This is a genomic window from Nocardia bovistercoris, assembly GCF_015674855.1.
Lineage (GTDB): Bacteria > Actinomycetota > Actinomycetes > Mycobacteriales > Mycobacteriaceae > Nocardia > Nocardia bovistercoris.
Map to the genome: position 1 here is coordinate 95,794 of NZ_JADMLG010000016.1, position 26,298 is coordinate 122,091.

Annotated in this window: 19 protein-coding genes and 1 pseudogene; 11 read left to right on the plus strand and 9 right to left on the minus strand. The window is 68.8% G+C overall.

Features of this window, described 5'->3' with window-relative positions; all coding sequences use genetic code 11:
- Positions 1–33: 33 nt before the first annotated feature.
- From IT779_RS30445 to IT779_RS30460, 4 genes are all read right to left on the minus strand, one after another.
- Positions 34–2,025: an ABC transporter ATP-binding protein/permease gene (locus IT779_RS30445; protein ID WP_196152904.1), complete on the minus strand. Its 1,992-nt coding sequence runs from the start codon at positions 2,023–2,025 to the stop codon at positions 34–36.
- A 6-nt stretch (positions 2,026–2,031) separates the two neighbouring features.
- Complete coding sequence (cydB, locus tag IT779_RS30450) at positions 2,032–3,063, minus strand: cytochrome d ubiquinol oxidase subunit II (RefSeq protein WP_196152905.1); 1,032 nt, start codon at positions 3,061–3,063, stop codon at positions 2,032–2,034.
- Between the two features lie 9 nt (positions 3,064–3,072).
- Entirely contained in the window at positions 3,073–4,548 is a 1,476-nt protein-coding gene (locus IT779_RS30455; protein ID WP_196152906.1) for a cytochrome ubiquinol oxidase subunit I, read from the minus strand.
- Between the two features lie 232 nt (positions 4,549–4,780).
- Entirely contained in the window at positions 4,781–5,701 is a 921-nt protein-coding gene (locus IT779_RS30460) for an aminodeoxychorismate lyase (RefSeq protein WP_196152907.1), read from the minus strand.
- A gap of 287 nt (positions 5,702–5,988) precedes the next feature.
- On the opposite strand from IT779_RS30460, the gene ygfZ reads away from it, so the two are divergent.
- The 4 genes and pseudogenes from ygfZ to IT779_RS30480 all read left to right on the plus strand — a co-directional run bounded on the left by ygfZ (position 5,989) and on the right by IT779_RS30480 (position 9,533).
- Entirely contained in the window at positions 5,989–7,134 is a 1,146-nt protein-coding gene (ygfZ, locus tag IT779_RS30465) for a CAF17-like 4Fe-4S cluster assembly/insertion protein YgfZ (RefSeq protein ID WP_196152908.1), read from the plus strand.
- 108 nt (positions 7,135–7,242) lie between these two features.
- Positions 7,243–7,944, plus strand: a pseudogene (locus tag IT779_RS38230) (MOSC domain-containing protein); the annotation flags it as partial.
- A gap of 254 nt (positions 7,945–8,198) precedes the next feature.
- The gene (locus IT779_RS30475) at positions 8,199–9,149 is read left to right on the plus strand and encodes an asparaginase (protein ID WP_196152910.1); all 951 of its coding nucleotides are present in this window, start codon (positions 8,199–8,201) and stop codon (positions 9,147–9,149) included.
- A 171-nt stretch (positions 9,150–9,320) separates the two neighbouring features.
- Entirely contained in the window at positions 9,321–9,533 is a 213-nt protein-coding gene (locus tag IT779_RS30480) for a DUF3073 domain-containing protein (protein ID WP_196152911.1), read from the plus strand.
- A 232-nt stretch (positions 9,534–9,765) separates the two neighbouring features.
- On the opposite strand, the gene purM is transcribed toward IT779_RS30480, so the two are convergent.
- On the minus strand, positions 9,766–10,839 hold the full coding sequence (gene purM, locus IT779_RS30485; RefSeq protein WP_196152912.1) for a phosphoribosylformylglycinamidine cyclo-ligase: 1,074 nt from the start codon (positions 10,837–10,839) through the stop codon (positions 9,766–9,768).
- Positions 10,840–11,032: 193 nt separating this feature from the next.
- Positions 11,033–12,646 carry an amidophosphoribosyltransferase gene (gene purF / locus IT779_RS30490; RefSeq protein WP_196152913.1) on the minus strand — a complete coding sequence of 538 codons (1,614 nt, stop codon included), beginning with the start codon at positions 12,644–12,646 and terminating at the stop codon, positions 11,033–11,035.
- Between the two features lie 219 nt (positions 12,647–12,865).
- Here purF and IT779_RS30495 point away from each other — a divergent pair, with 219 nt between their 5' ends.
- The 7 genes from IT779_RS30495 to IT779_RS30520 all read left to right on the plus strand — a co-directional run bounded on the left by IT779_RS30495 (position 12,866) and on the right by IT779_RS30520 (position 23,261).
- Positions 12,866–14,122, plus strand: coding sequence for a YhgE/Pip domain-containing protein (locus IT779_RS30495; protein WP_196152960.1), 1,257 nt, complete (start codon positions 12,866–12,868; stop codon positions 14,120–14,122).
- A 90-nt stretch (positions 14,123–14,212) separates the two neighbouring features.
- The gene (locus IT779_RS30500) at positions 14,213–15,358 is read left to right on the plus strand and encodes an ROK family protein (RefSeq protein WP_196152914.1); all 1,146 of its coding nucleotides are present in this window, start codon (positions 14,213–14,215) and stop codon (positions 15,356–15,358) included.
- A 167-nt stretch (positions 15,359–15,525) separates the two neighbouring features.
- On the plus strand, positions 15,526–16,569 hold the full coding sequence (locus IT779_RS30505; protein ID WP_332839040.1) for an ABC transporter substrate-binding protein: 1,044 nt from the start codon (positions 15,526–15,528) through the stop codon (positions 16,567–16,569).
- Positions 16,566–17,420 carry an ABC transporter permease gene (locus tag IT779_RS37285; protein ID WP_408637809.1) on the plus strand — a complete coding sequence of 285 codons (855 nt, stop codon included), beginning with the start codon at positions 16,566–16,568 and terminating at the stop codon, positions 17,418–17,420. The genes IT779_RS30505 and IT779_RS37285 overlap by 4 nt, the downstream gene beginning before the upstream one ends.
- Positions 17,396–18,130 carry an ABC transporter ATP-binding protein gene (locus tag IT779_RS30510; protein WP_332839041.1) on the plus strand — a complete coding sequence of 245 codons (735 nt, stop codon included), beginning with the start codon at positions 17,396–17,398 and terminating at the stop codon, positions 18,128–18,130. The genes IT779_RS37285 and IT779_RS30510 overlap by 25 nt, the downstream gene beginning before the upstream one ends.
- An 11-nt stretch (positions 18,131–18,141) precedes the next feature.
- Positions 18,142–19,485: an LLM class flavin-dependent oxidoreductase gene (locus IT779_RS30515; protein ID WP_196152916.1), complete on the plus strand. Its 1,344-nt coding sequence runs from the start codon at positions 18,142–18,144 to the stop codon at positions 19,483–19,485.
- Positions 19,482–23,261 carry an ABC transporter ATP-binding protein gene (locus IT779_RS30520; RefSeq protein WP_196152917.1) on the plus strand — a complete coding sequence of 1,260 codons (3,780 nt, stop codon included), beginning with the start codon at positions 19,482–19,484 and terminating at the stop codon, positions 23,259–23,261. The genes IT779_RS30515 and IT779_RS30520 overlap by 4 nt, the downstream gene beginning before the upstream one ends.
- A gap of 136 nt (positions 23,262–23,397) precedes the next feature.
- On the opposite strand, the gene IT779_RS30525 is transcribed toward IT779_RS30520, so the two are convergent.
- From IT779_RS30525 to IT779_RS30535, 3 genes are all read right to left on the minus strand, one after another.
- Positions 23,398–23,793 (minus strand): sterol carrier family protein, encoded by a 396-nt coding sequence (locus tag IT779_RS30525; protein WP_196152918.1) that lies wholly within the window; start codon positions 23,791–23,793, stop codon positions 23,398–23,400.
- Positions 23,794–23,895: 102 nt separating this feature from the next.
- Positions 23,896–24,534, minus strand: a complete 639-nt coding sequence (locus IT779_RS30530; RefSeq protein WP_196152919.1) for a CPBP family intramembrane glutamic endopeptidase — start codon at positions 24,532–24,534, stop codon at positions 23,896–23,898.
- Complete coding sequence (locus tag IT779_RS30535) at positions 24,531–26,264, minus strand: alpha/beta hydrolase (RefSeq protein WP_196152920.1); 1,734 nt, start codon at positions 26,262–26,264, stop codon at positions 24,531–24,533. Before IT779_RS30535 ends, IT779_RS30530 begins: the two co-directional genes overlap by 4 nt.
- Positions 26,265–26,298 lie beyond the last annotated feature (34 nt).

A 26,298-nucleotide genomic window follows, 5' to 3' on the forward strand; every position in this document is an offset into this window, starting at 1 on the left:
CATTTCCGAACGGACACAGCGTGATTCGAACGCTCATTGCCCCACCTCGATTCCGAGGCTCGCCCGAACGTGCACGATGTGGTCGGCGGCGGCGAGGACGGTGGGGCGGTGGCCGACGACGATCACCGTCGCACCTCGAGCCGCGTGGTCGCGCAGGGCGGTGAGGACTTCGGCTTCGCTGTCGGCGTCGAGGTGGGCGGTGGGTTCGTCGAGGAGCAGGGTCGGGCGAGCGGAGGCGAGGACTCGGGCGAGGGCGAGGCGTTGGCGTTGGCCGAGGGAGAGTCCGTGGCCGCCGAGGCCGACGACGGTCTCCCAGCGGTCCGGCAGTTCGTCCAGGACGGCGTCGAATCCCGTTTCCGCGCAGGCGGTATCGAGAGCGCGAGCACCGGTGTGCGCGCCGAAGAGTTCGAGGTTCTCGCGCAGGGTTCCCGGCACGAGGACCGGCCGTTGCGGCAGCCAGGCCAGCCGCGCCCACCACGCCTCGGTATCCAGTTCGCGCACATCGACACCGTCGACCAGCACCGCGCCCCGATCCGGCGCCACGAGTCCGAGAATCGCTTGCAGCGCGGTCGATTTGCCGCTGCCGTTCGGCCCGGCCAGCACGGTGACCGCACCAGGTCGGGCCAGCGCCGACAAACCTGCGGGCGCGTGCCCTCGGCGGGTGTCGACCGACAGGTCACGAATCACCACGACCGCACCCCGACCGTCGACCGGGCAGTCCTGCGCCTCCGGCCCGGCGATCGCGAAAGTCTCCACTGCGCCACGACCGATCACGGGCTCCGCCGCATCCGGGCCGAGGACAGCGCGATCCCCACCCCGCTCCGACATGACAGCCGCCCCACCGCTGACCGATGGCTTTCCCGCCTCGGCACCGATATCGACATGATCCCCGTCTACCGACACTGCGCGGGCGACCACACCACTGCTCGATCCCCCACCCACGCTCGCCGCACCGCTGTCCGCCACAACACCACGTACCGAAGATCTCCCTGTCTCGGCGCCGACGCTCGTGGACCCGTCATCCGCCTGCACCACGAGCGCCGCCCTGTCGCCGACGGGATCGAGGATCGCGAATGCCTTGTCCGCCGCCGCCATTCCGTCCTGCGCGGCGTGGAACCGTTCCCCGACCGTGCGCAGCGGCAGGTACACCTCGGGCGCGAGGATCAGGGCGACCAGTCCGGCGTACAGCCCCATGCCGCCGTAGACGAGCCGCAGTCCGATGGATACGGCGATCAGGGCCACGCTGAGGGTGGCGAGTAGTTCGAGCACCATCGAGGACAGGAACGCGATGCGCAGGGCGCGCATGGTTCGGGTGCGCAGGGCGTCGCCGAGGGCGTGGACGCGGGGCGCCATGGTGCGGTCGCCGCCTTCGCGTCCGAGTGCGCGCAGGGTCGGCATGCCCGCGAACAGGTCGAGTAGTTGATCGGAGAGTCTCGTTGTCGCGGTGAGGGTTTCCTCGGCTCGGCCTCGGGTGAGCAGGCCGATGAGGATCATGAAGATCGGGATGAGCGGGAGGGTGAGGACGGCGATCGCGGCGGAGACGAGGTCGTGTGCGGCGATGACGACGAGCACGATCGGCGGCACCAGGCAGGCCAGGATCAGCGCGGGCAGGTATCCGGTGAGGTAGGCGCGCAGCCCGGACAGCCCCGAGCCGATGACGACGGCGAGTTCGGTTCGGCGGGTTTCCAGTTCGCGCGGCGGGAGTCGCGCGCCCGCGACTAGGACGGCGGTCTCCAGTTCGGTGACGACGTCCGCGCCCGCTCGGTGCGCAAGCCGCGACTGGAATCCGGTGGCAAGCACCCGCACCGCGATGGCGACGGCAAGGACCGTGATCTCGACCGTCCACGCGCCGACGGACCGACGCTCCGGATCGGTGACGACTCCGGCGAGCACCCGAGCCAGGACCACGGCGGTGACCACGATGCAGACCGTGATCACCGCCGACAGTCCGACGCTGAGCACCAGATAGCGACGTGCGGCGCGCGCGTACTTCCACAGCCGCGGGTCGAGGGGCGGACGTGCCATCGGAAATCAGTCCTCGACCGGCCGCAGCGGCAACCCGATCGGCGCGGGTATCTGTTCGACGGTCAGCCGCTTGCGGAACACCCAGTACGTCCAGCCCTGGTAGCCGAGGACGACGGGGGTGACGATGAGGGCCGCCCAGCTCATCACCTTCAACGTGTACGGCGTCGACGACGCGTTGTCGACGGTGAGGCTGAACGCGTCGCTGATGGTGGAGGGCAGCACGTTCGGGAACAGCGACCCGAACAGCAGTACGGTCGCGGCGGCGATGGTCACGGTGGTTCCGGTGAACGCCCAGCCGTCGCGGCCGAGCAGCACCGCCGCGCCGGTGATCAGCAGTCCGAGTACGGCGGCGGCCAGCGGGATCCAAGTCCAGTCCGCGCCGTGCGCGAGTTGGGTCCAGACGCCGAACGCGGCGACGACCAGCGCGGTCGGCGCGAGCAGCAGCCGCGCGAGTCGCACCGCGTCGGCGCGCACCTCGCCGCCGGTCTTCAGCGTGACGAAGATCGCGCCGTGCAGTGCGAACAGCAGTCCGGTGGTCAGTCCGCCGAGCAGCGCGTACGGGCCGAACAGGTCGCCGATCGAGCCGCCGATGTTCTTGTCGGCCTCCAGCGGGACACCGTGCACCACGTTGGCGAACACCCAGCCCCAGGCCAGTGCGGGCACCCAGGATCCGAGGCCGATGCCGGCGTCGCACCAGGCGCGCCAGCGCGGATCGTCGATCTTGCTGCGGTATTCGATCGCGCACACGCGCACGATCAACGCGACGAGCACGAGCAGCAGCGCGAGGTAGAACCCGGAGAACAGGCTCGCGTACCACTCGGGGAAGGCCGCGAACATGGCGCCGCCCGCGGTCAGCAACCACACTTCGTTGCCGTCCCACACCGGTCCGATGGTGTTGAGGACAACGCGCCTTCGGGTGTCGCTGCCCTTGCCGAGGATCGGCATCAGCATGCCGACGCCGAAGTCGAAGCCCTCCAGCACGAAGTAGCCGGTGAACAGGACGCCGATCAGCAGAAACCAGAACTCTTGCAGATTCATGTTCGGCTCCTAGTACGCGAACGAGAGTTGTTCCACGGCGGATTCTTCGGCGCCGCGCCCGCCGGGTGTGCCGTCGCGCGGGGTCGGCGGCTGCTCCGGCCCTTCGATGACATATCTGCGCATGAGGTAGAACCACACCACCGCGAGCGCGGCGTAGAGCAGGGTGAACACCACGAGCGAGGTGATGACCGTGCCGGAGGCGTGGTCGGAGACGCCCTGTTGCACGAGCAGCCGCAGATTCGGGTCGCCGGTGGGGTTGGGCGCGACCACCCACGGCTGGCGGCCCATCTCGGTGAACACCCAGCCCGCGCTGTTGGCGAGGAACGGCGTCGGTATCGCGATCAGGCACAGCCACGAATACCAGCGTTTGTCGGTGACCCTGCCGCCTCTGGTGAGCCATGTGCCGACGAGCCACAGCAGGATCGCCCCCGCGGACAGGCCGATCATGGCTCGGAAGGACCAGTAGGTGACGAACAGGTTCGGCCGGTAGTCGCCCGGTCCGTATTTCTCGATGTAGGCGCGCTGCAGGTCTTGGACGCCATCGAGGGTCACGTCGGTGAACCGGCCCTCGGCCAGGTACGGCAGCACATAGGGCACTTCGATGACGTGGGTGACGCTGTCGCAGTTGTTGTGGGTGCCGACGGTGAGCACCGAGAAGTCGGGGTCGGTCCGGCTGTGGCACAGCGATTCCGCCGACGCCATCTTCATCGGCTGCTGTTCGAACATGAGTTTGCCCTGCACATCGCCGGTGAAGAAGAGGGCGATGCCCGCGACCAGGATCACCCACATGCCCGCGCGGCCGCCCGGTCGCCACACGGTGCGCGCCTCGGCGAGCGCGACCGGGTCGCCGGAACGCGCGTTGCGCACCATCCACCAGCCGCAGATGCCCGCGACGAAGGTGCCCGAGGTCAGGAACGCGCCCGCGACCACGTGTGGGAAGGCGGCGAGGGTGGTGTTGTTGGTGAGTACTTCCCAGATGCTGGTCAGTTCGGCGCGCCCGCGTTCGGGGTTGTATCTGGCGCCGACCGGATGCTGCATGAACGAATTCGCGGCGACGATGAAATAGGCGCTGGCATTCACGCCGATGGCCACCAGCCAGATGGCGCCGAGATGCAGCAGTTTGGGCAGCCGGGTCCAGCCGAATATCCACAGTCCGAGGAATGTGGATTCGAGGAAGAAGGCGACCAGCGCCTCCAGCGCGAGTGGCGCGCCGAATACGTCGCCGACGAAGCGCGAATATTCGCTCCAGTTCATCCCGAACTGGAATTCCTGCACGATGCCGGTGGCGACGCCGAGCGCGAAATTGATGAGGAAGAGCTTGCCGAAGAATTTCGTCAGCCGGTACCAGCGGTCCTTGCCCGTGATCACCCATGCGGTCTGCATCCCCGCGACGACCGGGGCGAGTCCGATGGTGAGCGGTACGAAGACGAAGTGGTAGACGGTCGTGATGCCGAATTGCCAGCGGGAGATGTCGAGGACGCTCATGCCCTCGCCTCACCGCGGTCCGGTTCGTTCCTACGTTCGCTCATGGGACCCTCCCGACGGTCTACGACATGTCGTAGTAGATCTTACGCCGGAAGCTACCTCGGAAAACGTGCTTTAGGACACGACATGCCACCGATTAGCCGACACAACGATCCACGCGGTGGACGCGCCGTGTTCGTGCGATGCGAAAGCCCCGTTCCCACCCCGAATCGGGGCTGGTCGCACCGCGAACTCACCAGTCGCCGATGGCCCCCGCCCGCTCGATGCCCTTGTCGACCAGCGCGATGATCTCCTCGTTGTTGTCGGGCGCCATCATCCGCAGACCGTCGAGGGAATTGACCCGCGCCGCAAGGGTGACACTCGAAAGCAGCCAGATGCTGTCACAGGTCAGCAAATCCGCGGTGAACAGCTGGTCGTAGCGGCACTCCCAACCGGCCTTCTCCGCCTCGACGTAGAGCGCCCGCTGGGTGACGCCGGGCAGCACGCCGTTCTTGGCGGGCGGGGTGATGAACGTCTTGTCCCTGGCGATCACCACCGTCGACCGCGGACCCTCGAGCACCCGGTTCTCGGTGCTGGTGAAGATCACGTCGTCGGCGCCCATCCGATGCGCGAACCGCAGCGCCGCCATATTCGTGGCGTAGGACAGGGTTTTCGCGCCGAGCAACTGCCACGGCGCGGCCTGGGCAAGGTCGATGGAGATGCCGCGCGACAGGCTCACCACCTTGATGCCATCGACCCTGGCCTGCGCCACCCGCTCGGGCACCGGGACCACCGACACGAAGGAGGTGGGCACCGGGACCGCCGCGGCCAGATCACCCGAGGTGACGCTGGAACGCCCGCTGGTGAACTCGGAGTCGCGGCCTCGGGTCAGGACAAGGCGCATCATGCCCTCGTCTTCGGCGCCCCATTCCTTGGCGGCGGTCTCCACCGCTTCGCGCCAACGGCTCAATTCGGGTTCCGGTAGGTCGAGCGCCTGAGCCGAACGCCGTAGTCTCCCTAAATGAAATTCAATAGCACACGCGGTGCCGCCACGCACAAGCACTGTCTCGAATACGCCATCGCCGCGCAGCACCCCGATGTCGTCGGCAAACAGTAACGGCGCGTCCGCATCTCGGACTGTGCCGTCGAGTGTTACAAGAACCCGATCTACCATGCGAAGAGCGTAGGCCAGTCCGCCTCTCCGCGTCGCCAAGCAGCCCCCGCTACGAGGGAATTCGGACAAGAAATCCGGTTGCCCGCAATCACGAACGCCGCCCACCGCGAATCTCCGGTGAAGTCACCCCGCGTTCTTCGGCGGCGCCGGTGCGGATTCGAACGCACCCCGAACGCACCGGCGACACCGCGGGGGCGGGTCCGACAGCCCGAAGGCAGCGCGACAACCGTCGGGAACACGCGCGTCGGACCACCGACAATGCTCGCGTTGGAGGGGGTTCGCGGCGGATGTCGGTGGGCACGCCTAGAGTGGATGACGTGTCGGTGGTCGTTGCGCCCAGCCCGCTTCTCTCGGTTCCGGGGGCCGTACCGGGTGCGCCCGGGTCGGTCGATGCCGCCGTGGCGTGGCATTACGGTGATCCGTTCGGAGAACAGAAAGCCGCCGTCGAGCGGGTCGCCATCGTCGACCGCTCGCATCGGTTCGTGCTGTCCATCGCAGGCGGCGAACGCCTCAGCTGGCTGCACACCATCAGCAGTCAGCACATCGCGAACCTCGGCGACGGCAGGTCGGCGGAGAATCTCGACCTCGACCTGAACGGCCGGGTCCTGCACCACTTCGTCCTCACCGACCTCGACGCGACGGTATGGATCGACACCGAACCCGATCGCGGCGCAGGCCTGCTGGCCTATCTCACCAAGATGGTCTTCTGGGCCGACGCGCAGCCGCGCGAGGCCGCCGATCACGCGGTGCTCAGCCTGCTCGGCCCGCGCGTCGCGGACGTGGCCGATGCCATCGGTGTTGCCGAACTGCCCGGCGTCTACGCGGCCGTGCCGTTGGCGGGCGGCGGATTCCTGCGCCGCATGCCGTGGCCGACCGCGGATTCCTTCGACCTGATCGTCCCGCGCGCGCGGCTTTCGGAGCTCTGGGCGCGGCTCACCGAGGCGGGCGCCGAACCCGCGGGCATGTGGGCGTTCGAGGCGTTGCGAGTCGCCGCGCTGCGGCCGAGGATCGGACTCGACACCGACGATCGCACCATTCCGCACGAGGCCCGCTGGATCGGCGCGACCACCGAATTCGGCGCGGTCCACCTGGACAAGGGGTGTTATCGCGGGCAGGAGACGGTGGCCCGCGTCCACAATCTCGGCAAACCGCCGCGCCACCTCGTGCTGCTGCACCTCGACGGTTCGGCCGACGAACGCCCCACCCACGGCACCGATGTCGCCGCGGGCGGACGCACCGTCGGCAGGCTCGGCACCGTGGTCGACCACTACGAGCTCGGCCCCATCGCGCTCGCGCTGCTGAAACGCTCGGTACCGGCCGATACGGCGCTCACCGCGGGCCCGAGCGCGGCCGCCATCGACCCCGATTCGGTTCCGGTGGACGACACGCCGCAGGCGGGCCGCGTCGCCGTCGACCGGCTACGGGGACGTTGATCGAGCCGAGCGCCGCGTCCGACCCCGGCGCGGCGCGGGCCATGACCACCGACCGGTCCGCGGTTCGACGTCGAACCTCCCGGCCGCACCGCGACGAGGGGGATTCCGTTGGCACCGAATGAGACCAGCACCGGCCGCGTCCTCGCGGTGTGCACCGTGCACGCCGACCTCGAGGTGCCGGGCCGGGTCGGCCGCACCGCCATCGACAAACGTCCGCGCGCGGGCCGCGTCCCGGTCCGCGTCCTCGGCCTCGACGCCGACCACGTCTGCAACACCGAGCACCACGGCGGCCGCGACCAAGCCGTCTACGCCTACGCCGAACACGACGCGCGGCGCTGGGGCGCGGAACTCGGGCGCGAACTGCCCGCGGGCTGGTTCGGCGAGAATCTGCGGATCGAGGGTCTCGAGGTCAGCGACGCGGTGCTCGGCGCCCGCTGGGCCATCGGCGACACCCTGCTCGAGGTCAGCGCGCCTCGGGTGCCGTGCGCGACGTTCGGGCACTGGTCGGGTGAGCCGCAGTGGGTGAAGCGTTTCACCCAGCGCGGCGACACCGGCGCCTACCTGCGGGTCCTCACCGAGGGCAGTATCGGCGCGGGTGACCGGGTTGAGATCGTGTACACCCCGGCGCACGGCGTCACGGTCCGCGACCTGTTCGACGGCAACGACATGGACCTGCTCACACGCCTGCTCGCCGAGGAACCGACCGTCTCCGGCGATGTGCGCATCCACTACGACCGCCACGCTCACCGCCACGCCAGTGCCGAACGCGCCGCCCGTCAGCGGGCCGGGTCCCGCCCACACGTGTCGCGAACCGACGCCACCGCTACACCGCTGGAGTCCGGCCCGCCCACACCGCGAACCGATACCGCCGCCCCGCCGCTCGAAACCACACCGCTCGAAACCCCGTTGCCTGAGACCCCGTTGCCCGGTCCGCGCCATGAAGCCGCGCCGACACGGCAGCGCGCGGCCGCGGTCGTGCCCGAGGCAGCCTCGGTGTCCATCGCCGACGGCGGTTCCGTTTCGCCCGCTTCCGGCGGCCAGGATGTCGCGACGGAGACGAACCGATGAGCGTCGAACTCGTCGAAGTGGTTCGTTCCGGGTTCCGGGAGTGCGTGCATCGCGGTTCGCTGGTGATCCTCGACCCCGACGGCACACCGACTCGCGAACTGGGCGAAGTGCATTCGCCGATCTTCCCGCGCTCCACCAATAAGCCGATGCAGGCGATCGCCTTGCTGCGCAACGGTTTCGACCCGGTGGACGATGCCGAGCTCGCGATCGCGACGGCTTCGCATTTCGGCGAACCCGATCATGTCGGCCTGGTGCGCCGCCTGCTCGACCGGTACGGCTTCGACGATCAGGCCCTGGAATGTCCGCCGGATTACCCGTTCGAGGAGCGGGCGCGCGCCGCCGCCCTCGCGCACGGCCCGCGCCGGATCTACATGAACTGTTCGGGCAAACACGCCGCCATGCTCGCCACCTGCGTCGTCAATGGTTGGCCGACCACCGGCTATCTCGATGTGAACCATCCGCTGCAACGGTCGGTGGTCGCGACCGTGATCGAGCTGACGGGTGAGCCGGAAACCGATCTCGGCATCGACGGCTGCGGCCTGCCGATCATTCCGGTGTCGTTGACGAATCTGGCGCGCGCGTTCGCGGGCATGGCCACCGCCGCGCCGGATTCGCCGCAACGCCGGGTGGCCGAGGCCATTCGGGCATATCCGCGAGTGATTTCCGGCACCAACGGCCCGGACCTGCTGACCATGCGGGCAACCCCCGACCTGTTCTGCAAGATCGGGGCCGACGGCGTGCACGCGGGCGCGCTGCCGGACGGCCGGGCTTTCGCCTACAAGATCGATGACGGTCACGACCGCGCCCGCATACCCCTGACGCTGGCGATTCTGCACCGGATGGGCATCGATTGGACCGACACGCACGCCGAGCTGGCGGCCATGCCGGTGCTCGGCGGCGACGCGCGAGTCGGGGTGATCAGGGCGGTGCCAGGCATCCTCGATTGACGCCGCCGACGGCGAAAGACGGGCAAACCTCGGTCCCTACCGAGTAGTTCCCCCACTCCTGGAAGCGCGACCGCCGGACACACGCTAAAGTGTCTGACAGGAAGAGTATTAATTCGAACGGGGCCGCCAACAAACCCCAGGCCGCCCCGCAGTGACGCGAGGGGGTCAGCCATGGGCCGTGGCCGGGCTAAGGCAAAGCAGACCAAGGTCGCACGCGAGCTCAAGTACAGCTCAGCGCCGACCGACTTCGCGAGCCTTCAGCGCGAGCTGTCGGGTAGCCCCGACTCCCAGCGGAGTGGTGGTGTGCTGTCCGATGAGCACGACGTGGACGCGTCCTCATCCCGCTGGGACGAGGACGACGATTACGACGACTGGCGCCGCTGACTACGGATTCACGTGTCGAGGGGGAGGCCGACGGGCCTCCCCCTTCGGACGTTGACTACCGGAGCACGGACATCGCTTTAAAGGCTTGCCGTAACGACATCGGTGTCCCACATCTCACAGGTGGGACATGGGTGTCGATTTCTGCCGTTCCCGCACGGGAACACCGGATCGAGGCCGATCCGATACGAGAGAACCCCGCGGGCGCGCCCACGGGGTTCTTTTCATACTCGGATCAGAAGCGCGGATGCTCGCCGACGAGCACGGCGCGCGCCGCTTCGGCATCCTTGGCCTTCTTCACCGAACCGAGTGTCCAGCATTCGATGTGACGCGCGGTGAGCACGGCGAGCGCGCGGTCGACATCCTCGGGCGCGACGACGGCGACCATGCCGACGCCCATATTGAAGGTCTTCTCCATCTCGACCCGGTCCACCCGGCCGCGCTGGGCGATCATCTTGAAGACCGGCGCCGGATTCCAGGTGCCGCGATCCAATTCGGCCACCATGCCCGCGGGCAGCACCCGGCCGAGGTTGGCGGCCAGTCCGCCGCCGGTGACGTGCGCGAAGGTGCGCACATCGGTTTCGGCGATGAGCGCGAGGCAGTCCTTGGCGTAGATGCGGGTGGGCTCGAGCAATTCCTCGCCGAGGGTGCGCCCGAATTCCTCCACGTACCCGGTGAGCGACATGCGATCGATTTCGAGCAGCACCTTGCGGGCCAGACTGTAGCCGTTGGAATGCAGGCCGGAGGATCCCATGGCGATGACCACGTCGCCGGGACGCACCCGGTCGGGGCCGAGTACCGCGTCGGCTTCGACCACGCCGACGCCGGTGGCGGACAGATCGTAATCGTCGGGATCCATCAGACCGGGATGTTCGGCGGTCTCGCCGCCGAGCAGCGCGCAGCCCGCCTTCACGCAGCCTTCGGCGATGCCGGAGACCAGTTCGGCGACCTTCTCCGGGACGACCTTGCCGATGGCGATGTAGTCCTGCAGGAACAGCGGTTCGGCGCCGCAGACCACGAGATCGTCGACGACCATGGCGACCAGGTCGAGTCCGACGGTGTCGTGCTTGTCCATGGCCTGGGCGACCGCGATCTTGGTGCCGACGCCGTCGGTGGATGCCGCGAGCAACGGTTCGCGGTAACCGCCCTTGAGCGCGAACAATCCGGCGAATCCGCCGAGTCCGCCCTGCACTTCTGGACGGCTGGCCTTCTTCGCCAATGGTCCGAACAACTCGACTGCGCGGTCACCGGCCTCGATGTCCACGCCTGCCGCGGCATAGGAGGCGCCGCTGGGGGTCTGTTCAGTCATTTTCGGGGAAAGCTCCAAACCGATTCGGCGGATAGATGCCTGCTCACGCTACCGGAGCCGGACAACGGGTCCCCCGCCTGCCCGCGACCGTCCCCGACGGTGAGCGCCGCTCAGCGGCTAGGAATCATTGTGCCAGTTCACCGCCGCGGAATGTGCCGGTCCGCGTACCTGGGGTATCGAAGTGGGTCTTCGGTCAGGGTCGGCTCAGCGCGCTCGCATTCGCGTTCTCACCCAACAGCATTGCCTCGGACTGGCCGGTGAGCACACCTTCGAGGACGTTCTTGCCGATCGCGGCCTCGGCGGGCAGCGGAATCGGGTAGTCGCCGTCGAAACACGCGCAACACAGCCGCGAGCGCGGCTGTTCGGTGGCGGCGATCATGCCTTCGGTGGAGATGTAGCCGAGGGTGTCGGCGCCGATGGAGCGGCGCACGCCTTCGATCATCTCGTCGTAGCTGTCCTCGGAGCCGGTGCCGTTGGCGATGAGTTCCGCGCGGGAAGCGAAGTCGATGCCGTAGAAACATGGCCATTTCACCGGCGGCGAGGCGATCCGCACGTGGATCTCGAGCGCGCCCGCTTCGCGCAGCATGCGGATCAGCGCGCGCTGGGTGTTGCCGCGCACGATGGAGTCGTCGACCACGACCAGCCGCTTGCCGCGGATGACCTCGCGCAGCGGGTTCAGTTTCAAGCGGATGCCGAGTTGGCGGATGGTCTGGCTCGGCTGGATGAAGGTGCGCCCGACGTAGGCGTTCTTCATCAGGCCCTGCCCGTATGGCACGCCGGAACCCTGCGCGTAGCCGACGGCGGCGGGGGTGCCCGATTCCGGCACCGGGATCACCAGATCGGCGTCGACCGCGTGCTCGGTGGCCAAGCGGCGGCCGATCTCGACCCGGGTGGCGTGCACGGAACGGCCCGCGATGGTGGTGTCGGGGCGGGCGAGGTAGACGTATTCGAAGACGCAGCCCTTGGGTTCCGGGTTGGCGAAGCGGGTGGAGCGCACGCCGTCGGCGTCGATCGCCAGCAGTTCGCCGGGTTCGATCTCGCGGACGAAGGCGGCGCCGACGATATCGAGCGCGGCCGTCTCGCTGGCTACCACCCAGCCACGCTCGAGGCGGCCGAGCACCAGCGGGCGAACGCCGTGCGGATCGCGGGCGGCGTAGAGGGTGTGTTCGTCCATGAAGGTGAGGCAGAACGCGCCGCGCAGGGTCGGCAGCAACTCCATGGCGGCCTGCTCGATGCTGGAATCGGTGGAGGCGTGCGCGAGCAGGGCCGTCATCACGTCCGAATCGGAGGTGGCCGCGGCCTGCTGGACCCGCCCGCCCGATACCGAGTTGCCGACGAGTCCGAGTTCGCGGGCGCGACCCGCCAGTTCCGAGGTGTTGACCAGATTTCCGTTGTGGCCGAGCGCGAGCCCGGACCCTACGGCGGTGGTGCGGAAGATCGGCTGGGCATTCTCCCAGGTCACGCCGCCGGTGGTGGAGTAGCGGCAGTGGCCGATGGCGATATGGCCCGGCATCGCGGCGAGGGTCTGCTCATCGAAGACCTGGCTGACCAGGCCCAGATCCTTGAAGACCAGGATCTGCGAGCCGTCGGAGACCGCGATGCCCGCGGCTTCCTGACCTCGGTGCTGCAGGGCGTACAAGCCGTAGTAGGTGAGTTTGGCCACGTCCTCGCTCGGCGCCCATACTCCGAAGACGCCACACTCCTCACGAGGCTCGTTCTCGTCGACGTCCGCTGGCGCGTTCGTCGCGGTGCGCGTGGCGGCGGGTAGGTGGGATTCGCTGGACACCGTCATGTCGGCGTTGGTCACCGTTTGCTCCCTGTTCGGGCGGGCTGGGGGCATAGGTCATTCTACGGGTGAAAGTGAAGCGATGATCACCGCCCGTTACGTACCCCACAGTGCGGTCCGGCAATCTCCCGGCGACGCTGCCGGATTCCCGGCGTCGCGGCTGTTAGCGTCCGACGGGTGACTACTGCGGAGAGTGGGAGCACGGCGCGCGACCGGTCGGGTCCGGTCTTCTGGCTTCGCATGACCGGGGCTCCGGTGGTGGTGCTCGCACTGCTCACCACCCTCTTCGGCATCATGTACCTCGACTATGTGATCGACCCGGAAAAGAATCTGCACCACTTCCCCGTCGCGCTGGTCGATCAGGACGTCGGCGACGCCATCGGTCCGCAGGGGCAGCAGGTCAGCTTCGGCGCTCAGGTAGCCGATGGCTTGCGGAAGTCCATACCGGCCGAACAGATCGATCTGCGCGAACTCGGGATCGCCGAAGCGGAACGGCAGATGCGCTCGGGCGAGGTCTACGGCACGATCATCATCCCGAGCGACTTCACCAAACGCCTCGGCGTCCTCGGTGTCGCGGGTGTGGTGCCCGGCGATGTCGAGCGGCCGATCATCACCTTGCAGACCAATCCGCGCACCGGGGCATACGCGACCTCGATCGTCGCGCGGATCGGCGCCGAATTCTTCCCGCAGGTGAACGCGCAGGTCGGTAGGCAACTGACCGATCAGGTCCGCGCGCGGCTCACCCCGCCCCCGGGCGGCGCGCCCGCGCCGGAACTCACGGGTGCGACATTGCTCACCCTCCAGAGTCCGCTGCAACTGGTGACCGAACAGTTCCATCCGCTGCCCAGCGGCACCGGGCAGGGGCTCACCGCCTTCTTCTACGCGCTGCTCCTGCTGCTGGTCGGCGTGGTCGGATCGATGACCATCCACACCATGGTCGACGCCGCACTCGGTTTCGTGCCCACCGAATACGGCCCCTGGTACGTCCACTACCCGCCGACGCCGATCTCCCGATTCCGCACGCTGCTCATCAAATGGGGTGTGCTGGCCGTGGTCGCGAATCTCGTGTCGGGCATCTACATGCTCGTGGCGAGCGCCCTCGGCATGCCGTTGGAGGAACCGCTCGCCCTGTTCCTGTACGGCGCGTTCGCGATTCTCGCGGTGGGCATCACGGGCCTGTCGGTGCTCGCCGCGCTCGGTTCGGCGGGCCTGCTGGTGAACCTGATCCTGTTCATCGTCCTCGGCCTGCCCTCTTCGGGCGGCACCGTGCCGATCGAGGCAACGCCGCGCTATTTCGGTTGGCTGGCCCATTTCGAACCGATGCACCAGGTGTTCCTCGGCGTTCGCGCCATCCTGTATTTCGACGCCGGATTCGACGCCGGACTCGGTCGCGCGGTGTGGATGACCTTTGTCGGCCTGCTCATCGGTCTCGTGCTCGGGGCGACCGTTTCGCGCTACTACGACCACAAAGGCATGCCGCGCGGCAGCCGCACCTGAACCATGCTTGCGATCACGCTGCGCCGAAGCCTTCGCGACCGGGCGCGCGCTCCGTAGCCTGACGCGCGGGCGGCGAAGAGGGTGACGGCTATGGTCGACAGCGGTGCGGGCGGCGCGATTCTGCGAACCATCCTCGCGTCGGGCCCGGTCCCGCGCAGTGTGGTCGCCAAGCACGCCGGACTGTCACCGGCGACCGTCACGTGGCAGACGCGCGCCCTGCTTGAGGCCGGGCTGCTGCTCGAACTCCCGGAGACCGCATCGGGCTCAGGCATCGGCCGACCGTACTCCCCGCTGACCCTCGACACCTCGGGCAATGTGGTGATCGCCGTGCACATCGCGGCCGCCCAGACCACGGTCGCGGTGGTCGACATCGGCGGCGCACTGCGGTCGAGCACGCGCGTCCCGCATCGCGACACCGCGCCCTCGCACATACTCGACGATGCCGCCGCCGAGATCGCGCGAGTGCGGGCGACCCGGTCCGAACGAGTGCTCGGGGTCGGGGTCGCGATCGGCGGCCGGGTCGACCGCGACGCGGGCACGGTGGTCGAACATTCCTCGCTGCGCTGGCGCGACGTGCCGGTGCGGCGGCGGCTCGAGGCCGTCACCGGACTGCCCACCGAATTGGACAGTCACACCAGGGCGCTCATGCACGCCGAACACCTCTACGGGCGGCTGCGCGGCACCGCGAGTTCGATGGTGGTGTTCGTCGGCAATGTGGTCGACATGGCGTTCGCCGTCGGCGACCGGGTGCACTACGGCCCGAATTCGGCCGCCGGGTCCATCGACCGCATGCTCGGCCTCGCCGAATCCCGCGACGGCTCGGCGCGCGCCACCGTCGAACAGTTCTCCGATCACGGCCTGCTGCGCCGGGCGCGCACGAGAGCACCGGCGGCGCACACGATTCCGGAGTTGATCGAGGCGGCGCGGAACCCCGGGCCCGCACACGACCTGTTCGTGGAACGCGGGGTGGAGATGGGCCGGGTCACCGCGGCGCTGATCGACCTGCTCGATCCCGAAGCGGTGGTGATCGTCGACCGCGGCTTCACCGGCCTCGCCGAGGTGGAGGCGACCTATCTGCGAACGATCGGCGAATATTCGGCATTGTGCGCGCGGCCCGCCGAGGTGGTCTCGCGCTCGACCTTCGCCGGTCGCGTCCTGGAGACCGCGGGCGCCGCCGTGGCGCTGCACGGAATCTTCCACACACCGCTGAACGCGCTGGAACGAAAGGCCGTTTGATTCAGGGTTATTTTAATGGGAACGAATATTGACCGGCGCCGGGCCGGTCCGTCAAAGTTTTTTCATGGCGGATATGGTCTCCTGGCATACGGGTATCGAGAACTCCTGTCGTTGTCGCGCGGAATCCCGGACACGCAGAAATCGACCTCTCGATACAGGAATTACACGTGCGAAAAAGTCTTCGATACCTCGGATTGTGTGCCGCGGTGACGGCGCTGCTCACCGCGGGCTGCGCCACCGATTCGGGCGGCGACGCCGACCTGAGCGCCCCGCTGCCCGCCTCGGTGCCGCCGGGCACCTCGCTCGCGATCTCGGTGAACACCGCGCGAGTCGCCCTCGAAACTTCCGGTGAGCTGCGCAAACTCCCCTTCACCGTCTCCGCGTGGCCCGCCGTCCAAGCCGGACCCGATGTCATCCAGGCCTTCCGCGGCGGTTCGGTCGACGTGGCGTCCAACGCGGGAATTCCGCCGATCCACGCGCACGCCACCGGATTCGACGCCAAGATCGTCGGCGTCAAGGTCAGGCGCACGCCGAACTACCGGATCGCCACGGCTCCGGGCAGTTCCATCCGCACGGTGCAGGACCTGCGCGGCAAGAAGATCGGCTTCTCCCCCGGCCAAGCCCAGGGCGTCGTCGTGCTGCGCACCCTCGCCGCCGCGGGCATCAGCACCGATCAGGTGCAGTTGGTGGAACTCAACAGCCCGCAGTTCCTCACCGCCCTGCAGGCCCGCCAGATCGACGCCGCACCGCTCGGCGAACCCACCCTCACCAAATATCTCGACCAGTATTCGAGCCAAGGCGCGGGCGCGGTGCGGACCGAAGCCGTCGACGCGCTCAGCGTGCTGTGGGCGCCGACCTCGGTACTCCAGGATTCCGCGAAACTCGCCGCGGTCGCCGAATTCGTCCGTTTCTGGGCGCGCGGCGAAGTCTGGGCCTGGGAACATCCCGAGCAATGGATTTCCGCGTATTACGTCCAGAACCAGGAAGTGAGCGCGGCCGACGGCCGTCGCATACTCGAGACCACCGACCGACCCTATTTCCCGGACAACTGGGACGCGGCGATCGCCTGGGAACAGGAAACGATCGACCTGGTCACGAAATCCGGATTCTTCGGGGATTCCTTCGACGCGGACGTGCTGTTCGACCGGCGCTTCGAGAAGGTCGCCGCCGAAGCGGCCCCCGCCGCCTACCGGGTCGAGGAGGCACAGTGACCATCGCATTGGATCGCACGACCGAGATCGCGGCGCCGGTCGCCGCGGACGACGGCTTCGTGGAACGTAAGCAGTTGCGCCGCCTCGGCTTACGCAAGGCCGTGCCGTTCGCCCGCCTGTTCGGCGTGGTCCTCGTGCTCGCGGCCTGGGTGGCGGGCTCGCGGTTCGGCCTGATCGACGAACGCAAATTGTCCGCGCCCTGGGATGTCCTGACCACCGGCTGGGATCTGCTGGTGCACGGCGCGTTGCTGGAGAACATCGCCGCCTCGCTGCGGCGCGCCGCGATCGGACTCGGCATCGGGATCACCGTCGGCACCGGCCTCGCGCTCGTCGCCGGGCTCTCCCGTTTCGGTGAGGCGCTGGTGGACGGACCGGTGCAGGTCAAGCGGGCCATTCCGACCCTCGGCCTGATCCCGCTGATGATCCTGTGGCTCGGCATCGGCGAATCGTTCAAGGTGGTGCTCATCACCCTCGGCGTGATCGTCACCATGTACATCCAGACCCACGCCTCGCTCACCACCATCGACCAGCGCTTCGTGGAACTGTCGGAGGTGCAAGGGGTTTCGCGCGCCACCTTCGTGCGTCGGGTGGTCGTGCCCGGTTCGCTGCCCGGATTCTTTCTCGGCCTTCGGCTCTCGGTGACCGGCGCATGGCTGGCGCTGATCGTCGTGGAATCGGTGAACGCCATCGACGGTCTCGGCAAGATGATGCAGAACGCCCAGAACTACGGCCAAGCCGATGTCATCCTCGTCGGACTCGCCGTCTACGGCACCTTCGGCCTGGTCTCCGACGCCGGTATCCGACTGCTCGAACGGAAGGTGCTGTCGTGGCGACGCACGATCGCGGGCTGAGCGACGGCGCCGACGTCGGGGTGCGCGACCTGACCCGCCGCTTCGGCGATCGCAACATCCTCGACGGCCTGAACCTGCGCATTCCGGCGGGCCAGTTCGTCGCCCTGCTCGGGCGCAGCGGTTCGGGCAAGAGCACTCTGCTGCGCGCGCTCGCCGGCCTCGACTACGACGTCGAGGGTTCCGGACAACTGCGCGTCCCGGACAAGACCGCGGTGGTGTTCCAGGACTCGCGGCTGCTGCCGTGGCAGCGAGTGCTCGCCAATGTCCGCTACGGACAACCGCGTTCGCGGCGCGGGGCGGCGGTGCGCACCCTGGCCGAAGTCGGACTCGCGGGCCGCGAACGGGCCTGGCCGAACGAGTTGTCCGGCGGTGAGCAGCAACGGGTTTCGCTGGCCCGCGCGCTGGTCGGCGAACCCGACCTGCTGCTCGCCGACGAGCCGTTCGGCGCGCTCGACGCGCTCACCCGCATCAAGATGCACGCCCTGCTGCGCGAATTGATCCGCCGCCGCACACCGACCGTGCTGCTGGTGACCCACGACGTGGACGAGGCGATCACCCTCGCCGACCGCGTCCTGGTACTGGACGAGGGCCGCATCACCGTCGACGTCCCGGTCGACCTCGGCGACGCGCGCGACTCGAGCCTGCCCGAATTCCACCGTATCCGCCGTGCGCTACTCGCCGCGCTCGGCGTGGCATCGACCGCCGCGTGAAAGGACCCGCTATGTCGTCCCACCTGCATCTCAACGCCTTCCTGATGTCGGTCGGCCATCACGAGGCCGCCTGGCGGCTGCCCGAGAGCGACCCGCACGCCCACATCGACATCGACCATTTCGTCCGATTGGCGAAGATCGCCGAACGCGGCAAACTCGATTCGATCTTCTTCGCCGACAGCCCGGTGCTGATGGGCGATCCAGGTCGCCGTCCCGGCGGCAAACTGGAGCCGACGGTGATACTCACCGCGGTCGCCGTGCAGACCAGCCGGATCGGCCTCATCGCCACCGCGTCGACCAGCTACAACGACCCCTACAACCTGGCGCGCCGGTTCGCCTCGGTGGACTGGGTCAGCAACGGCCGCGCGGGCTGGAACATCGTCACCACGGCGGGCGCGGACGCCGCCCGCAACTTCGGACTCGACGACACACCCGACCATCGGCTGCGCTACGAGAAGGCCGCCGAATTCGTCGAGGTGTCGACCAAACTGTGGGACAGCTGGGCCGACGACGCGGTGGTGGCCGACAAGGAACTCGGCATCCACGCCGACGCCGACAAGGTGCGCAAGATCGACCACCGCGGCGAGTTCTTCAAGGTCGAAGGGCCGCTGAACGTCCCGCGCTCCCCGCAGGGCTATCCGCTGCTCGTGCAGGCGGGTTCCTCCGAGGACGGCAAGGAGTTCGCCGCCCGCCACGCCGAGGCCGTCTTCACCGCGCAGCAGACCATCGAGGACGCCCTCGCCTTCTACGCCGACCTCAAGGGACGCGCGCGAGCGCTCGGCCGCGATCCCGACACGATCAAGATCCTGCCCGGCATCGTGCCCGTGATCGGCGACACCGAGGAGCAGGCCCGAGCGCTCGACGCGGAACTGACGCGGCTCATCTCGCCGGAATACGCCCGGCAGCAACTCGCCGAACGGTTCCGGCTGCCCGTCGACGACCTCGACCTGGACAGCGAACTGCCCGACGTCCTGCCCACCGAGGACGACATCGAGGGCGCCAAGAGCCGGTTCACCCTGATCGTGAATCTGGCCAGGCGAGAGCGGCTGACCCTGCGTCAACTGATCGGGCGCCTCGGCGGCGGACGCGGGCACCGCACCTTCGCGGGCACGCCGGTGCAGGTGGCCGACACCATCGAGGACTGGTTCCGGCGCGGCGCCGCCGACGGATTCAACATCATGCCCGCGGTACTACCCTCGGGTCTGGAGCGTTTCGTCGATCAGGTGGTACCGATCTTGCAGCAACGTGGTCTGTTCCGAACCGAATACACCGAGACGACCCTGCGCGGGCACTACGGTCTCGCGCGGCCGGTCAATCAATTCGAGGCGGCCGACGCGCTCGTCGGCACCCTATGAGCGGCGACTGTACCGGCGAACCGGAGATCGGCTGGCTGCGCTATCTCGCCCGCCGCTGCCTCGCGCATCCGCGCCTGGTGGCGGCGGCCGGGGTCGGCGCCATCGCGGCCGCGCTGCTCACCGCCGCGTTGCCGCTGATCGTGCGGCACGTGGTGGACACCGTGAGCACCACAGCGACCTCGGTGACGCCGTGGGTAGTGGTATTGCTCACCCTCGGACTCGTCCGTTTCGCCGCGGGCTACACCCGGCGGGTCAGTTCGTCGAAACTCTCGCTCGGCGTGCAACACGATCTGCGCCGCGACGTGTTCGCGGCGCTGCTGCGTCTGGACGGCCGCGCGCAGGCCAGGTTGCAGACCGGTCAGGTGGTCAGCCGGGCCATCACCGACGTGACCCTGATCCAGATGTTCCTGCAACTGCTGCCGATCGTGTTCGGCAATATGTCGCTGCTGGTCGCGGTGCTCGTACTGATGACGCTGATGTCGCCGCCGCTGACGGTGATCGCGCTGCTGGTCGTGCCCGCGCTGTGGTTCATCACCCGGCGCAGTCAGCGCGAACTGTTCCCGGCGAACTGGGACACCCAGGCCAGGGCCGCCGAGGTCGCGATGCGGGTGGAGGCCGCGGTCGCGGGCGTGCGCGTGGTGAAGGGGTTCGGGCAGGAGCAGCACGAACTCGACGGACTCGCGGCGGCGGCCCGCGACCTCTACCGATCGCGGCTCCGGGTGACCAGAATCACCAGCCGGTTCACGCCCGCCATGCAGACCGTGCCCGCGATCGGTCAGGCGCTGATCCTCGTGGTCGGCGGACTGCTCGCCCTCGGGCAATCGGTGTCGCTCGGCACCTTCCTTGCGTTCATGACCTACCTCGGCTCCTTCGTCAGCCCGATCCGGCAGTTCTCCATGCTGCTCACGGTGAGCCAGCAGGGCCGCGCGTCGCTGGATCGGGTGCGTGAAGTCATCGAAGCTCCCGCACCGCCCGGACCGCCGCCGCGCCCGACCGGCGCCACCACGACCCCGCCGAGCATCGAATTCCGCGACGTGCATTTCGCTTTCGACTCCACGAAGGTGCTTGACGGCGTCGACCTCACCGTCGCCGCCGGACAGACCGTTGCCGTGGCGGGCGGTGCGGGCAGCGGCAAATCCACACTGGCGCATCTGATTCCGCGCCTGTTCGAACCCGACTCCGGCGCCGTGCTATTCGACGGCGTCGACATCGCGGAACTGCCCGACCCGCGCGCGCGGGTCGCGATGGTGTTCGAGGACACCCACCTGATGGCCGACACCGTGCGCGCCAACGTCGCCTACGGAGATCCCGACGCCGACGACAACCGCGTCTGGCACGCACTGCACCTCGCCGCCGCCGACGACTTCGTGCGCGGACTGCCCGACGGACTCGACACCCGCATCGGCGAACGCGGACAGCGGCTTTCCGGCGGGCAGCGCCAGCGGATCGCGCTGGCCCGCGCCCTGCTCACCGACGCGCCGGTGCTGGTCCTCGACGACGCCACCTCGGCCATCGACGCGCGCGTCGAAGAGGAGATCTTCACCAGGATCGCGGGCGAGGTACGGCGGCGCACCACCGTCGTCGTCGCGCACCGGCTCTCCACGCTGGCACTGGCCGACACCGTCGCGGTACTCGACGGCGGACGGGTCGCCGAATCCGGCGCTCTCGACCAGTTGCGCCGCTCCGGCGAACTGTTCCGCGCCTTGTTCACCCCGCCCGAAGTCGACGGCATCGGCGAAGACACGGACGCGCGCCCCGATCGACCGACCGCGCCGCTCTGGGTCGAACCCGCCGAATCCGACGACGACGCGGGCACCCGCGCGCTGGAACAGGCCGCGAGCGCCTTCGCCCAGCGCGCGGCGGGCGCACCGACCGGACTCGGGCGCACGGCCGCGGGCGGCGGCATGATGGCCGCGGCGCCACCCAGCGGCGACGTGCGCGCCCTCATCGAGGGCCTGCCGCCACTGCGCGGGGAACCCGAAGTGCCCAAATCTTTTTCGCACACACCCGATTCCGAGTTCTCGCTCGGCAGGCTGCTTCGCCCGTTCCGCTGGCCGCTGCTGGCCGGGCTCGGGCTCGTCGGCCTCGACGCGCTCGCCCAGATCCTCATCCCGTTCCTCGTCCGCTACGGCATCGACCACGGCGTGCTCACCGGCGCGCGCGACGTGCTGATCCTGGCCGCCGCTGCGGCCCTCGCGGTCGCGGTGGTTGACTGGCTGCTCACCATCGCGCAGGTCAGGGTGTCGGGACGGGCAGGCGAACGGCTCATCTACGGTCTGCGGGTCAAAGCGTTCGCGCACCTGCAGCGGCTCGGCCTGCGCTACTACGAACGCGAACTCGGCGGCCGGATCATGACGCGCATGACCTCCGACGTCGACGGCCTCTCGGCGTTCCTGCAAACCGGACTCGCCACCGCGCTGGCCAGTTCCATGACCATCGCGGGCGTCGTGGTCGCGCTGCTCGTGGTCGACGCCGATCTCGCCCCCGTGGTGCTGGTGCTGCTGCCACTGCTCGCGGTGGCCACCGTGCTGTTCCGCCGCGCCTCGATTCCGGCCTACAACCTGGCGCGGGAACGGGTCAGCGCGGTCAACGCCTACCTGCAGGAGAACGTCGACAATATCGAGGTCACCCAGGCCTACCGGCGCGAAGCGCACAACCAGGCCGAATTCGAGCGGCGGTCCTGGGCCTACCGCGACGCGCGACTGCGCAGCCAGGTGCTGATGGCGGTGTTCTTCCCGCTCATCGAACTCATGTCGGTGGTCGCGACGGCGGCCGTGCTCGCGGTCGGCGTGCACCAGGTGCGCGACAGCGTGATCACCGTTGGCACCCTGATCGCGTTCCTGCTCTACATCGACCTGCTGTTCGCCCCGATCCAGCAGTTGTCGCAAGTGTTCGACAGTTATCAACAGGCGGTGGTCGGCGTCGACCGGCTCGGCGAACTGTTCCGCACCGAGGTCACCACACCCGACCATCCCGAAGCGCGACCGGTCGACAGCCTGCGTGGCGACATCGAGCTGCGCGCAATGGGTTTCACCTACGAGCCCGGCGCGCCCGACGTGCTCGGCGGGGTGCACCTCACCATCGCCGCCGGGCAGACGGTCGCGCTGGTCGGCGAGACCGGCGCGGGCAAATCCACCCTCGTCAAACTCATCGCCCGCTACTACGACCCCACCGACGGCGCGGTCCTCGTCGACGGAATCGACCTGCGCCACTACCGATTACGCGACTTCCGCAAACGCCTCGGCGTGGTGCCGCAGGAACCGTTCCTGTTCGGCGACACCGTGCACGCGGCCATCTCCTACGGCCGCCCCGACGCCTCCCCCGCCGACATCGAATGGGCGGCACGCGCGGTCGGCGCGCACGAGATGATCGCCGCCCTCGAGCACGGCTACTACCAGCCCATCGGCGAACACGGACGCAGCATGTCCGCGGGCCAACGCCAACTGCTCGCCCTGGCCCGCGCCCAACTGGTCGAACCCGACATCCTCATCCTCGATGAGGCCACCGCCTCCCTCGACCTGGCGACCGAAGCCCGGGTCCGCGCCGCCGTCGACGTCCTCACCGCGGGTAGAACCACCATCGTGGTCGCCCACCGCCTGGCCACCGCCGCCAACGCCGACCTCATCGCCGTCGTCGGCGCGGGCAAGCTGGTCCAGGTCGGCACCCACACCGAACTCCTCGCCGTGGACGGACCGTACCGCGACTTGTGGGCGGCCTACGTCGGCGACGGCCACGAGTCCAACACCGACGACGACCTCACCGAAGCCCGGAACTGAGAGGACAGGTCCGAGGCAACCCCCTATGCCCACACGAGCGGCCACGCAGGTGCTACCTACTCGAAGCCCATTCAGCTCTGCTCGGTACCAGTGTGTGGCCAACCACGAATCGGCTTGCACCGAATCCGGATCGGCACTACCCACTCTGGTCCAAGCGGGTGATCGGCAGCCAATGCGCGACCTCACCCGCCCGACTCCCCGACGCCGACACCGCCCCCGACGCCACAGCGGCCTCGAAATCCAACAACCCCGTGGCCAACAGCAACCAGGTGCGCGGATCCGTCTCCACCACATTCGGCGGCGTCCCCCTGGTATGCCTCGGCCCCGCCACACACTGCACCGCAACGAACGGCGGCACCCGAACCTCCACCGAATGCCCCGGCGCCGAAGCCGCCAACGCCCGCACGGTCCCCCGCACCGCCGCCGCCAACTCCCCCCGAGCGGGCGCCCCGACCCCCTCGTCCCGCAACCACTGGCTCACCGCGACCACCGCCGCCCGCACCTCAGCCGGATCCACACTCGCACGCGCCACCCACCGACCCTACCGCCGACTCCCGAGGCGACTCACGGGGACAAGTGGACCCCCACGAAGTCCCGTCCCTCCGTCACGGGAGCAGTCGGGACGCCGTTCCGATCACGGTGTCATGACGCGCGCCCGCGCCGCCGCGCGCGGCGCCAGGACACCTCCCGCATTCAGCGCGAAGTGGAACAGGGCGGGCGCGGTCACGCTTCGGGCGTTGCGGGCGAGGCGGTCGAAGAGCAGGCCCGCGAGGGTGGTCGTGGCGATGGTGGCCGCGATGTTGTCGTTCGCGGTGCGGGCGGGGGCTACGTGGCAGAGACCGAAGGTGAGGGCGGAGGTCAGGCGGGCAGCTCCGGGGCCGAGGGTGGCGTCGAGCAGTGGGGTCAGGGTGGCTCGGAAGATCAGTTCTTCGCTGTAGACGGTGCCGATGGGGATGTGGATGGTCACCCATTCGACGGCGCCGGTATCGCCTCGGTCGGCGAATTCGGTCATGGCGGCGCGAAGGGGTGGGATAGTGAGCGCGGCAGCGTATCCGGCGGCTACGACCGAGGCCGCGACTAATCCGTGGCGAAGGCCGCGGGGGGCGGTCCAGTTCGGTCGGCCGCCGAACAGGCAGGCGTAGGCGGTCGCTACGGCGGCGTTGGCTGCGGTGCGGCCGCGGTGATCCAACGGTAGCGACGGGCGGACGCTGTTGCTCCACAGAATCGGGATGACCACGGCGGCAGCGGTTTTCAGAATGCGGGCGGACCTCATTTGGTTTCCCGCTCGAACTCCTCGGCGGACTCCAGCTGGAACCGAACCCGTTCGGCCAGTTCGGGATTCCAGCCGGGCGGCTGCGCGATGGCGGCCCACGCGTCCATCACCAGACTCCCGTAGCGGTGCCCGTGGCCGTCGGATACGCCTTGGGCGTTGGTGAGATCGGCGGCGACCTGCCAGAAGGTCACGAAGGGTGACCAGCGCATCTGGGAGGAAACGTCGGAGCCGCGCGGTTCCGACAGCCAATCCGGCCGGGAGAAGATGAGATCCGTCGACCACCAGACGATCGGGTCGGAGGCGTGCTGGAGGTAGGCGATGCGCGGGGCGCGCCATTCGGTGTCGGGGCGCGCGAGATCGTCACTGTCGGAGGCGAATCGGACCACGAGGCCGTCGGCGTAGACCGGTTCCACCTCCCGCGATCCCGGGTCGCGTCGCGAAACGAACTGCTTCCACAGTCGATTCGAGTTCGGCGGGCCGACCCACAGCGCGCCGTCCACCTTCGCCCGCAGGTCGGCAACGCCGTCGAAGGCCCCCTCCGAACCCTGCGAACCCAGACTCTCCCCGTACACGAACAGCTTCGGCCGCTGCCCGGCCGGACGCTGCGACAACCGCTCGTGGACCGCGTCGAACAGGTCGCGGCCCGCGTCCATGGCCTTGCCTCGGTCGGCGAGGAAGGACAGCGCGCTGGGCAGATACGAGTACTGCGTGGCCACGATGGCGCTGTCGCCGCCGTACATGTATTCGATGGACCCGGCCGCCATCGAATTGACCCAGCCGGTGCCGGTGGTGGTGACAACCACGATGACGGCACGGTCGAAGGCGCCGGTGCGTTCCAGTTCGTCGACGGCGAGACGGGCCTGGTCGACGCCCTCGGTCGCCGATTCGAGCCCGACGTAGGCGCGAATCGGTTCGAGCGCGGGTTTGCCGGTGACGGCCGCGATCCGGCTCGCGGTCGGCCCGTGCGAGACGAACCAGCGACCTTCGAAGCCGAGAGTGTCCCACGGCGCGAGCGATTCCGGACTGCCGGAGCGCTGCGGCTGCTGCGGCTGCACGGCGTTCGGCGAGGTGTAGTCGTTGCGCACGCTGAACGCCGAATTGGCGACCGCGAAGAAGGCGCGCGAGGCCACGCCGTTGAACAGTGTGACGGTGAGCACGACCAGCACCAGAATGCCCACCGAAGGCGCCAGTTCGCGCGGCACGCGAACCCAGCGGTTGAGTTGCCTGGCCAGGAACGACACGATCTCGCGCACGGTCCGGTAGACGGCGACCACGGCGGCGCCCACCGCGAGACTCAGCAGCCCGGTGCGCAGGTAGGCGGCGGTTTCGGTGCCGACCATCCCCATCAGCGCGGTGATCTCCCGCTGCCAGCGCGCCGACTGCACGAGCATGAGCGCGGCGGTCAGCGCGCAGACGATCAGGACGGCCGATTTGAGCGCGTACCGCACGCGGGTCGGCGGCGGACCGAGCGGGATGCGCGGCCGCACCCACAGCCGGAACAGCCATTCCAGCACGCATCCGAGCCCGTACCCGAGTGCCGCGTTGATACCGCTGATCAGCCCCTGGAACATCCAGTCGCGCGGCACCAACGACGGTGTCACGGACAGGGCGAAGAACAGCGTCGCCACCACGAGACCGGCGTAGTTCAGGTCGATGATGTCCTCGACGCGCCGCACCACGACCACGCCGCGCACGCGCAGCTTCGCCAGGGTCGGGGCCGACTCGAACATCCGAACAGTATGGCTCGCCGCGCCCGACGCGAGT

Bases quoted from the DNA above. Each gene is read 5' to 3' on its own strand.
- IT779_RS30535 (WP_196152920.1), bottom strand. From the start codon at position 26,264: ATGTTCGAGTCGGCCCCGACCCTGGCGAAGCTGCGCGTGCGCGGCGTG.
- IT779_RS30500 (WP_196152914.1), top strand. From the start codon at position 14,213: ATGGTCGACAGCGGTGCGGGCGGCGCGATTCTGCGAACCATCCTCGCG.
- IT779_RS30460 (WP_196152907.1), bottom strand. From the start codon at position 5,701: ATGGTAGATCGGGTTCTTGTAACACTCGACGGCACAGTCCGAGATGCG.
- IT779_RS30520 (WP_196152917.1), top strand. From the start codon at position 19,482: ATGAGCGGCGACTGTACCGGCGAACCGGAGATCGGCTGGCTGCGCTAT.
- cydB (WP_196152905.1), bottom strand. From the start codon at position 3,063: ATGAATCTGCAAGAGTTCTGGTTTCTGCTGATCGGCGTCCTGTTCACC.
- IT779_RS30530 (WP_196152919.1), bottom strand. From the start codon at position 24,534: ATGAGGTCCGCCCGCATTCTGAAAACCGCTGCCGCCGTGGTCATCCCG.
- IT779_RS30455 (WP_196152906.1), bottom strand. From the start codon at position 4,548: ATGAGCGTCCTCGACATCTCCCGCTGGCAATTCGGCATCACGACCGTC.
- ygfZ (WP_196152908.1), top strand. From the start codon at position 5,989: ATGTCGGTGGGCACGCCTAGAGTGGATGACGTGTCGGTGGTCGTTGCG.
- IT779_RS30480 (WP_196152911.1), top strand. From the start codon at position 9,321: ATGGGCCGTGGCCGGGCTAAGGCAAAGCAGACCAAGGTCGCACGCGAG.
- IT779_RS30495 (WP_196152960.1), top strand. From the start codon at position 12,866: ATGACCGGGGCTCCGGTGGTGGTGCTCGCACTGCTCACCACCCTCTTC.
- IT779_RS30475 (WP_196152910.1), top strand. From the start codon at position 8,199: ATGAGCGTCGAACTCGTCGAAGTGGTTCGTTCCGGGTTCCGGGAGTGC.
- purM (WP_196152912.1), bottom strand. From the start codon at position 10,839: ATGACTGAACAGACCCCCAGCGGCGCCTCCTATGCCGCGGCAGGCGTG.
- IT779_RS30445 (WP_196152904.1), bottom strand. From the start codon at position 2,025: ATGGCACGTCCGCCCCTCGACCCGCGGCTGTGGAAGTACGCGCGCGCC.
- IT779_RS30515 (WP_196152916.1), top strand. From the start codon at position 18,142: ATGTCGTCCCACCTGCATCTCAACGCCTTCCTGATGTCGGTCGGCCAT.